The 10,190-nt window shown below is 27.6% G+C and carries 12 protein-coding genes; 7 read left to right on the top strand and 5 right to left on the bottom strand.

All coding sequences use genetic code 11. From position 1 onward, the window contains the following. Window positions 1–172: 172 nt before the first annotated feature. From Q0Y03_RS14585 to Q0Y03_RS14570, 4 genes are all read right to left on the bottom strand, one after another. Window positions 173–751: a manganese catalase family protein gene (locus tag Q0Y03_RS14585; RefSeq protein ID WP_297714535.1), complete on the bottom strand. Its 579-nt coding sequence runs from the start codon at window positions 749–751 to the stop codon at window positions 173–175. Window positions 752–754: 3 nt separating this feature from the next. After that, entirely contained in the window at window positions 755–1,018 is a 264-nt protein-coding gene (locus Q0Y03_RS14580) for a spore coat protein CotJB (RefSeq protein WP_297714534.1), read from the bottom strand. Next, entirely contained in the window at window positions 1,015–1,290 is a 276-nt protein-coding gene (locus Q0Y03_RS14575; RefSeq protein ID WP_297714533.1) for a spore coat associated protein CotJA, read from the bottom strand. The genes Q0Y03_RS14580 and Q0Y03_RS14575 overlap by 4 nt, the downstream gene beginning before the upstream one ends. A gap of 79 nt (window positions 1,291–1,369) precedes the next feature. Then, on the bottom strand, window positions 1,370–1,522 hold the full coding sequence (locus tag Q0Y03_RS14570; protein WP_297714532.1) for a hypothetical protein: 153 nt from the start codon (window positions 1,520–1,522) through the stop codon (window positions 1,370–1,372). Between the two features lie 190 nt (window positions 1,523–1,712). Here Q0Y03_RS14570 and gltS point away from each other — a divergent pair, with 190 nt between their 5' ends. The 3 genes from gltS to Q0Y03_RS14555 all read left to right on the top strand — a co-directional run bounded on the left by gltS (window position 1,713) and on the right by Q0Y03_RS14555 (window position 6,027). Then, the gene (gltS, locus tag Q0Y03_RS14565; protein WP_297714531.1) at window positions 1,713–2,909 is read left to right on the top strand and encodes a sodium/glutamate symporter; all 1,197 of its coding nucleotides are present in this window, start codon (window positions 1,713–1,715) and stop codon (window positions 2,907–2,909) included. A gap of 274 nt (window positions 2,910–3,183) precedes the next feature. Beyond that, window positions 3,184–4,398, top strand: coding sequence for a peptidase T (gene pepT / locus Q0Y03_RS14560; RefSeq protein ID WP_297714530.1), 1,215 nt, complete (start codon window positions 3,184–3,186; stop codon window positions 4,396–4,398). Between the two features lie 252 nt (window positions 4,399–4,650). Then, complete coding sequence (locus Q0Y03_RS14555; protein ID WP_297714529.1) at window positions 4,651–6,027, top strand: FAD-binding oxidoreductase; 1,377 nt, start codon at window positions 4,651–4,653, stop codon at window positions 6,025–6,027. 165 nt (window positions 6,028–6,192) lie between these two features. Here Q0Y03_RS14555 and Q0Y03_RS14550 read toward each other — a convergent pair whose 3' ends face one another. Continuing rightward, window positions 6,193–6,585 (bottom strand): YmaF family protein, encoded by a 393-nt coding sequence (locus Q0Y03_RS14550; protein WP_297714528.1) that lies wholly within the window; start codon window positions 6,583–6,585, stop codon window positions 6,193–6,195. A 333-nt stretch (window positions 6,586–6,918) separates the two neighbouring features. On the opposite strand from Q0Y03_RS14550, the gene Q0Y03_RS14545 reads away from it, so the two are divergent. The 4 genes from Q0Y03_RS14545 to Q0Y03_RS14530 all read left to right on the top strand — a co-directional run bounded on the left by Q0Y03_RS14545 (window position 6,919) and on the right by Q0Y03_RS14530 (window position 9,890). Next, the gene (locus tag Q0Y03_RS14545) at window positions 6,919–7,503 is read left to right on the top strand and encodes a BRCT domain-containing protein (protein ID WP_297714527.1); all 585 of its coding nucleotides are present in this window, start codon (window positions 6,919–6,921) and stop codon (window positions 7,501–7,503) included. Between the two features lie 174 nt (window positions 7,504–7,677). Then, window positions 7,678–8,331: a hypothetical protein gene (locus tag Q0Y03_RS14540; RefSeq protein ID WP_297714526.1), complete on the top strand. Its 654-nt coding sequence runs from the start codon at window positions 7,678–7,680 to the stop codon at window positions 8,329–8,331. Between the two features lie 148 nt (window positions 8,332–8,479). Continuing rightward, on the top strand, window positions 8,480–9,352 hold the full coding sequence (locus Q0Y03_RS14535; RefSeq protein ID WP_297714525.1) for an ATP-binding protein: 873 nt from the start codon (window positions 8,480–8,482) through the stop codon (window positions 9,350–9,352). A 349-nt stretch (window positions 9,353–9,701) separates the two neighbouring features. Beyond that, window positions 9,702–9,890 (top strand): DUF4250 domain-containing protein, encoded by a 189-nt coding sequence (locus Q0Y03_RS14530; protein ID WP_291680937.1) that lies wholly within the window; start codon window positions 9,702–9,704, stop codon window positions 9,888–9,890. Window positions 9,891–10,190: the final 300 nt, after the last annotated feature.

Genomic DNA, 10,190 nt, shown 5'->3' with positions numbered 1-10,190 from the left:
TTTTGCTCCTTAATATATTCTCTTAATAATTCTTTCGACATATTTGACATATAAAAAACTCCTTCTTGTAATAATTTCTTATCTCAATTATTGCCAAGAAGGAGTTGATTTTATTCAGTTTACACAAAGTTTTTTACAGGGTCGGATTTTATTTATATTAAAGAATCATTATTTATCTACAATTAAATTTGCTAGGTTTTACGTTGTCTTGGATATCCATTAAAGCTTCACCAAATCTTTGATAGTGAACTACTTCTCTTTCTCTCAAGAAACCTAAAATCTTTTTAATTTCTGCATCATCTGTTAAGTTCATTAACCATTCATAAGTTGCTCTAGCTTTTTGTTCAGCAGCCATATCTTCATGTATATCAGCAATGACATCGCCTTTGGCTTGGATATAAGTTGCAGTCCATGGGTTACCTGTTGCATCTGTATAAAATAATGCTTTACCATGATCAGCATAGTGTCCAGCTAATCCAGCAGCTTTTATTTGCTCAATAGATGCATTTTCCATTAACTGATAGACCATTGTTCCAAGCATTTCAACATGTCCCATTTCTTCAGTTCCTATATCTGTTAGTAATCCCTTTGATTTATTTGTTGGCATTGTATATCTTTGATTTAAATATCTAAGAGCAGCTCCTAACTCACCATCAGGACCTCCATATTGTGTTATTATTAGTTTTGCCATATTTAAATCACAAGATTTCAAATTAATAGGATACTCTAAAGTTTTAACATAATACCACATAAATTAATCCTCCCTGTTACTTTCATTTTCCCAAGGCCAAGGAGTATCAATCCAAGCATCAGGATTTTGAATATAAGCTGAACCAAAGTTGCTTAATGGTCCATATGATTGCTCATAGTCCCAAATTAACTTTCTTAGTTTGGAAGAAATTAATTTATAGTCGTCTATTGCATCCTTGCAGTTAGGAAAATTATCTAAATATAAGTTTAAGTCTATAGCAAAAAACTGTAATTTTCTAATTGCATCTAAACACTCACGTTGATTCATTTTTTTGCCTCCTTAGAATACTTAATAGCACAATAAGGACTATATAGATCCTTAAAAATTGTTCCTGCATAGAATGCAGAATTTATATCAAATAAATTTTGATAAGGTTGTAGAACAACACATGCTTTTGCATAAGTTTCAGGATCAAAAACTTTATAAGATTCATAACAGTTCTTTTTAGTGTTAGAGCAAGCAATGTTACATGATAACTCAGATGGATCATTTACACAATCATTGCAGTTTATACAATCATCGATTCTTTTATAGTACATAATAGTATATCCCTTCGTTAAATTCTCTATGATAATACTTTATGTAGAAAATTGAAAAAAAGTGATAAAAAATTATACTTTATAAAATTTTACTTTCTTTATGGCCACAATGTTCACATTTAAAATAAATTTTGCCATGAACATTATTATCATATCCATATTTATATTCATTCATTTCTTCACCACAAACGGGGCATACTAAATTAATAATCTTATTTTTATTTGAGAACATAGAACTTTCATCTCCTTAAAATAAATATTTTAAATTTAATACATATTATGAAACAACATTTTAAATTTATCAATGATAAAAATACACATTACAAAAGAATTATATTCTTCATAAAAAGACAAAAATGTATAAATTTGTGTTAAAATACATTTATACAATAATATAAAGGAAGTAAAAGGGAGGATATAAGATGGAGTTAAAATTAGATATTTTTCAAACAATGGCATTAGTAACTGTTGTATTTTATTTAGGAACATATCTTAGAAAAAAAGTGAGATTTTTATCTAAGTATTGTATACCATCACCGGTAGTTGGTGGACTTTTATTTTCGTTAGTTATGTTATTTTTTAAGGTAACTAATTTAGCAACTATAGTAATAGATACAACATTACAAAATTTATTTATGACTGCATTCTTTGCTAGCGTTGGTTTCACTGCAAGCTTTAAAATATTAAAAAATGGTGGAATAAAGGTGGTTATTTTTTTAGGAGTAGCTGTACTTTTAGTTATTTCACAGGATATAGTTGGAGCTACATTAGCAAAAGTATTTAATTTGAATCCTTTATTAGGATTATGTACAGGTTCAATTTCTATGGTTGGAGGACATGGAACAGCTGGTTCTTTTGGACCACTTTTAGAGGAATTAGGAGTTAATGGTGCCACAACAGTTTCTTTTGCATCTGCAACCTTTGGATTAGTTATGGGAAGTTTTATAGGTGGTTTTGTAGCCAAAAATTTAATAGAAAATTATAAGCTTAAAACACCTAAGGAGTCAAAAGATCACTCCATTCCCCTAAGTGATTTCCATGAAGATAATCAAGCAGTACTTTGTCACCATAGGCTAATGAATGGTTCAGCTTATCTTTTCTTTGCAATGGGAATAGGTTCAATTATATCTAATATTATTCAAGATACAGGACTTACATTTCCATCATATATAGGAGCTATGATTGCAGCTGCTATTATAAGAAATTTTTGCGATATAAGGAAGCTAGAAATTGAGGAGAAAGAAATAGAAGTAATAGGGAACATTAGCTTAAGCTACTTCTTATGCATAGCTTTAATGGGATTAAGGCTTTGGGAGTTATTTGATTTAGCATTACCACTTGTTGTTATGCTAGTTGCTCAATCAGTGCTTATGGCTATGTTTGCATATTTTATTACTTTTAGAGTTATGGGAAAAGATTATGATGCTTTAGTTTTTGCATCTGCAAGTTGTGGATTTGGAATGGGGGCAACCCCAAATGCAGTAGCAAATATGGATGCACTTTCATCTAAATTTGGATTTGCACCAACACCGTATTTTGTAGTACCTATTGTAGGAGCACTTTTTGTAGATTTTGTTAATTCAGCTGTTATTACTTTATTTATAAACATATTAAGATAATAATGATAAATTAAGAAAAAAGTATGGTGTTAAATAATTATTTTCACTATACTTTTTTACTTTAAAATAAATAGTGAATATTGCTTAATAGTTTATAAATTGGACAAAACAGGATATAATAGTAATTAATATAACTCTAAGTAAATATATTTGTTTTAAAATATATAGAATTATTATGAGATAGAAAAATAAGCATCTATGACTTTTTCAAAGTACAAAATATAATAGAATTTTGTAAATAAAAAAATAGTTTATATAGAAGGAGAGAAAAATTATGCAAGCATATGAAAGATTAATAAAATACGCAAAAATATATACAACATCTGACCCAAAATCAGAAACTACACCATCAACTAAAAGACAATTTGATTTAGCTAATATACTAGTTGAAGAGATGAAGGAAATTGGAATTCAAGATGTTAAGTTAGATGAAAATTGTTATGTTTATGGAGTTATTCCAGCAACTAAGGGATATGAAGATAAACCTAGTATTGGGTTTATTGCACATATGGATACTGCACCAGCAGCACCAGGAGAAAATGTTAATCCTCAAATAGTAGAAAATTATAATGGTGAAGATTTAACTTTATTAAATGGAACAGTTCTTTCAGTAGAAAAATTTCCACATTTAAAGAATTTAAAAGGAAGAACTTTAATTACAACAGATGGAACTACTCTTTTAGGAGCTGATGATAAAGCAGGTATTGCTGAAATAATGACAGCTTGTGAAAGAATAATAAATGAAAATATACCTCATGGAAAGATATGCATAGGCTTTACTCCAGATGAAGAAATTGGTAGAGGAGCTAATAAGTTTGATGTTAAAAACTTTGGTGCACAATTTGCGTATACAATGGATGGTGGAGTAGAAGGAGAAATTTCTTATGAAAACTTCAATGCTTCAGAAGCAACAGTTGAAATTCATGGTGTTTCTGTTCATCCAGGTTCGGCAAAGGATACAATGATTAATGCAACAAATGTAGGGATTGAATTTGATAGAATGTTGCCTCAAGGTGAAAAACCAGAACATACGGAAAGATATGAAGGCTTTTATTATTTAGAAAGCTTTAAGGGAAATACTGATAATGCTGTATTATCATATATATTAAGAGATCATGATGCATGTAAGCTTGATTCTAAGAAATCTACATTAAAATTAATTGAAAAATTATTAAATGAAAAATATGGAGAAGGCACAGTAAAATTAACAATTACAGATCAATACAAGAATATGGCTGAACATGTTAAACCTTGTATGCATTTAATTGATAATGCTAAAGCTGCAATGGAAATTTTAAATGTTACACCTGTAATTGAACCAATTAGAGGTGGAACTGATGGAGCTACTTTAAGTTATATGGGATTACCTTGTCCTAACTTAGGAACCGGTGGATATGCTTTCCATGGAGAATATGAGCATATTACTGTAGAAGGAATGGAAATAGCTACAAATATAATAATTGAAATATTAAAGAAATATGCTGAATAAATTAGTATATAAGGTATGAATTTTAGCAGGGTGAGTAATTACTCTGCTTATTTATGTGTTAAAATTTATAGCGAGGATGTTAATTTTGTTGCTATTTTGATACATAAAATTAAAATATTTAGATATTATAGAAAATAAGACTTGAGTTATGATATTATCAAAGATATGCGTAAGAATTTATATTATTTATAATATTAATAAATAATATAAAAGTAATTACATATTAGGGAGAAACATTGGTGAGGTGAAAGAATGATTAACTTTGATTATAGAGGATTAACTGGACAAGTAGTTACTAAAGATGATTTTGAGTATGAAGAAGAAAGAAAGGGTTGGAATAGAGCTATAGAAAAATATCCGTTAGTAATTGTATACTGTGAGACAGAAGAGGATATTAGAAATGCAATAATGTTTGCTAAAGCTAATTCACTTTCAATAAGAATAAGAAGTGGACGTCATCATTATGAAGGATACTCAACCGGAAATGATGTAGTAGTTATTGATATTAGTAAAATGAATAAAATTCATATAGATGAAAAAAATGAAACTGTAAAGATTCAAGGCGGAACACGTAATAGAGAGCTTTATGAAGCAACAGGAAAAATGAGATATCCATTTCCAGGGGGAGGTTGTCCAACTGTTGGTGTAGTAGCTTTCACTTTAGGTGGAGGATGGGGGTATTCTGCTAGGCTTTTAGGGCTAGGCTGTGACAGATTAGTAGAAGCAGAATTAATTGATAGTAATGGTAATTTAATAGTTTGTAATAAGGATGTAAATGAAGATTTATTTTGGGCTTTAAGAGGATGTGGTGGAGGGAATTTTGGTATAGTAACATCTATGACATTTAATTTACCCCCTAAAATAGAAATGGCAACATTAGTTAATATTGATTTCACTAATATTGACTTTGAAGAAAATATAAGTCTCATAGAAGCATGGCAAGAAAAATATAAAATTTTAGATAAAAGAGCTAATTTTAAAATGGCTATTTACAACTCAAGTGAAAAGGGAAGAGGAGTAAAAATAGTTGGATTAGTCTATGGAGATAAAAAGTTAGCTAATGATGTTTTAAAACCTATAAAGGATATTGTTTCTTCAGGAATTTATAGTTTAGAGTATATGACTGTTCTTGAAGCTAATAGAATAATACAAGATAGTCATCCGGAATATGAAAGATATAAGAGTTCAGGAAATTTTGTATACAGAGATTATACTAGAGAAGAGATTATAGAGCTTTTAAATTTAATAGAAGAAAGAGCTGAAGGTGCTATTTATACTGCAATAACATTTTACGGATTAGGTGGAGTTATAAAAGAGGTTAAAAAGGATAGTACGGCATTTTATCATAGAGATGCAAACTTTATATTAGGATTCCAATCTGTATGGGAAGATGCAAAATATGCACAAATAAATAGAAGTTGGGTAGTAGAAAATTTAAAGTACATAAAATCAATAACTAAAGGATCATTTGTTAATTTTCCATGTGCGGAAATAGATAATTATGAAGAAGAATATTATGGGGAAAATTCTATATTATTAAAGAAGATAAAAGAAAAATATGATAAAGATGATTTCTTTAACTTTGAACAAGATATTCGAATTGAAAAAAATTGTGGTATAACATTTTAGTTGAGTAAATAAATTTATTTTTAAATAGACAATTTATATATTTTAATTGCATAAAGTTAAAAATTAAATAGATATAGATATGTATTGCAACAGTAGGCCATTTTTAAATAGCCTACTGTATTTCTATAAATTATATTGTGTTATTTTATAATAGGATATTAGTAACTAGCAGTCATAATCATTTTCGTCTACTGTAGGTGCCTCTATTAAAGTTGCAAAAATATATTCGTGACGATGTCCATCTCTGCGAGTAGTATAACCTTTTACAAGATGAACGTGCTTTCCATTACCAACATCTATTGCAGGTCCAGTAGTATCACAAATTTCATGGTAGTGATCTACAAAATCTGTATTAGTAGCTAGTTTGTGAACATGAGAATTTCCTCTTCTTATAGCTTCACCTGTAACTCCAGCAAAACGATGGTTGTGTCTATCCTCATCTTCTTCTGCGAACATTGTTGAACCTTCGAACTCATGAACGTGGGTTTGTTCCCTTTTGTTTTCACATTTATTATAATTTTCATAATCATATTGATTGTTATTACAATTATTTCTCATAATAATATTCCTCCTAATTAGTTTTTATAATATATACTATGAATTTCATAGAAAAAGTTGACATAATTTTTTTAGAGTTATTAGAGTTATTAGAGAATTAATATTATTTAGTAGATTTGAGAACATTATAATATATTTCTGAATTATTACATATTTAAAGGAGATTAAAGGATTTTATAATATGTATACGGCTAATTTATATTAAGTATATTAGTATTTTTTACAATTAATAAGTGATATAATAGAAATTAAATGTTTTTATAATACATAATGATATTAACAAAGGATAAAGAAAAGTTATTTTTATATTTTTAGTTGAGGAATGATATATAAATGCAAGGAAGAATAAATTATAAGGAATTCAATTTTCAATCAGCAAAAGAAATATTAGGAGGAAAAAATATTGTATTCACAGGAAGGGGATTTTTAGTTAGGGGAGAATTAATGAGGTTAGCAAGACAAGCAGGAGCTAATGTAGATAATGTTGTAACTAAAAAATGTGATATATTAATTGTTGGTGAAAAACCAGGTAGTAAATTAAGAAAAGCAAAAGTTTTAGGTTGTGACATAATTACTATTTCTGATTTTAGAGATATATTAGAGGGGAAAATTAAAAAAGATAAAATTGAAATAGATGATATTTTAAATATAGATTTAGGAAATGAAGAATTAATCGGCATAAATATTTTAAGAAAAAATATTAAATTACTTATAAGTAATGATGCTGCTAGAGAAAGAATAATTAGAAGCATCAAATTAAATGGGGGAAGTATAGTAAATAATATAGATGAAAGTACAGATATATTAGTATATCAACCTAATTCAGAGATTAATGAGATTTTAAAAATGGCAAGAAGCTTAAATATAGAAGTATTTACTTTAGGTTCATTTAATAAAAATCTTATTATTAAAAAATAAATATATATTGGTACTTCTGAAGAGGAGTATTAAAGTTTCAATTGTATGGAGTTTTTAAGAATTATTAAAAAATATAGGAACTGTAGAAAAAATATATAATTTATATTATAATACAATATTGAAATCAATAAAAAGCAATTTAAAATAAGAAGATAGATAGCTTGGAGGAAGATTATGAGAAGTATAAGGTTGAGAAAAATATTAGCAACTATAGTAATATGTTGTGTTGCATTTGGAGTAGTAGGATGCACAGAGAAAAATACGTCTACAGATGATAATTCTAATATTTCAACAGAAAATATAGATAATCAACAATCTAATAGTAATCAAGAAGAAGAAAATAAGGATAAAACAGAAAACGTAGATAATCAAGAATCAATAAAGACTATGGAAATGCTATTATATTCAAAGGATGCAAATACAGATGAGCAAGTAGTGATAGGAACTATTGATGTAGATGAAAATTTATCATTAGAAGAAAAGATAGAAAAACTATCAAATGAATTAAGTGAAAAGGTATTTGATAGTTTACCGATTGAATTTGTTAAAATTAATAATGTAGAAGGAAAGAAAATAGCTTTATTTAATTTAAATGAATTGGGGAATAATGCTACAGATATTACTTTTGATAAGTATGAGGGAATAAATTGGGTTAATAATTATTTTGCTGGTTCTGCAGGAGGAAGTGTAACTGAGTATACCTTAATAACAACATTATTACAAAAAAATTATACTGGTGAATGGATAGATGGTATAGAATTTACTTATAAAAACTCTAAAATAGAGTTTGATCATGTTCCAGGTCTTGGCGAAATTAGTTACAGATAATAATTATATAATTTATGTTATAGTAGGTATGTTAAGGGTGAATTGACTTGCCTACTATTCTTTATTAAGGGAAAGTAATCAAATAGTTGCTTTTATTTTATAATTTAAGTAAAATTGATTTTGTTATTAAAAATATGAGGTGATAATTATGAGTAGTATAGCAGGTCATGGATGCGAAAGAATAGTTCCAGAAGAAGCTAAAAAAACTCTTGATGAAATAGAAAGAAGTATAGTTAAGAGATATAGAAAACCAATTTGGTCTAAGTTTATAAAGGCTGTTAAGGACTATCAGCTTATTGAAGAAGGAGATAGAATAGCTGTTGCAATATCTGGAGGTAAGGATTCTTTACTTATGGCAAAGTTGTTTCAAGAGCTAAAAAAACATGGGCAAGTAAATTTTGAAGTTGAATTTATAGCAATGGATCCTGGATATCATCCACAAATTAAAGATTTACTTATAGAAAATTGTGAGCATTTAAATATTCCAGTACATATATATGAATCAAAAATATTTGAAATAATTGATGAAAAAGCAAAGGATTATCCTTGTTATCTTTGTGCAAGAATGAGAAGAGGTTCACTATATAATAAAGCTAGGGAACTTGGATGTAATAAGTTAGCACTTGGACATCACTATAATGATGTAATAGAAACTACAATGTTAAATGTACTTTATGCAGGTAATTTTAAAACAATGCTACCTAAATTAAAAGCTGATAACTTTGAAGGAATAGAGTTAATTAGACCTCTTTATTATATAGAAGAGGAAGCTATTAAGAGATTTATTAAATATACAGGTCTTTGGCCATTAAATTGTGCATGTATGGTTGCAGCAGAAAAAATCGGTAATAAAAGACATGAAATTAAAGCTTTAATTGCAGAATTAAAGAAGACTTTTAATGATGTTGATAAATCAATATTTAAGTCAGCTGCAAATGTAAATATGAATTCAATTTTAGGATGGGAAAAGGATGGAGAAAAATATTCATTCTTAGATCCAGATACACCCAAAAATAAATAACAAATACTATTGATCATATATTTTAATTAGAATAAAACAAGCTATCTTGCTAATACTAAATATATAGTATTTAGTGGAGGTGATATTATGGCTAAAAAAGGTCAAAGAGCAACTTGGGAAAATGATCATTTTAAAGGTTCTAAAAAACCTATAGCTGCAAGGGTGCCAGAAGTAAATAATGTTGGAAAAAATAAATAGGTACAAATAGTAATAAGATAAATTTATGAATTAAGCTAAAGTGCACAGAATATGTACTTTAGCTTAATTTTATATAAAATATAATTATGGGTAAACATATTAAATATATGTTACAATTATTAAAGAAATAAATGTGAAAATGGAGGAAATTATGGATAGAGAAGTATTATTAAAAATGGATCCTAATATATTAGTAAGTATGATTAATATGAAACTTAGGGATTTTTATTCTGATTTAGATAGTTATTGTGATGATATGGATATTAGTAAAAATTTAATAGAAGAAAAATTAAAAAGTGCTGGATATACATATCATAGTGACATAAATCAATTTAAGTAATTTACTAATTAATTATATGGATGTATAATTATACTAAAAATTTTGAGTTTAAGTAGAGGTAAGATAATGAAGAGAAAAAATATAGGAAAATTAGCGGTATTATTAGCTGCATCAACTGCATTAGTAGCAACTTTAATAAATGATAAAAAAACAAAGAAAAATAACTAAATTGTTCGTTAGAGCTTGAATGCCGTGATGACGAAAATTAATGATATTATCTCCAGGAATTGTGTAATTTGCGTTAAGAATTTATATTGTTTTTTCCAGAAAAAGAGCTAAAGCTTCGAAAGTCATTTCATT

The sequence above is a fragment of the Clostridium sp. genome (genome assembly GCF_026168755.1).
Taxonomy (GTDB): domain Bacteria; phylum Bacillota; class Clostridia; order Clostridiales; family Clostridiaceae; genus Clostridium.
Note: the sequence above shows the minus strand (reverse complement) of the source record. Positions and strands in the feature narration are given on the sequence as shown.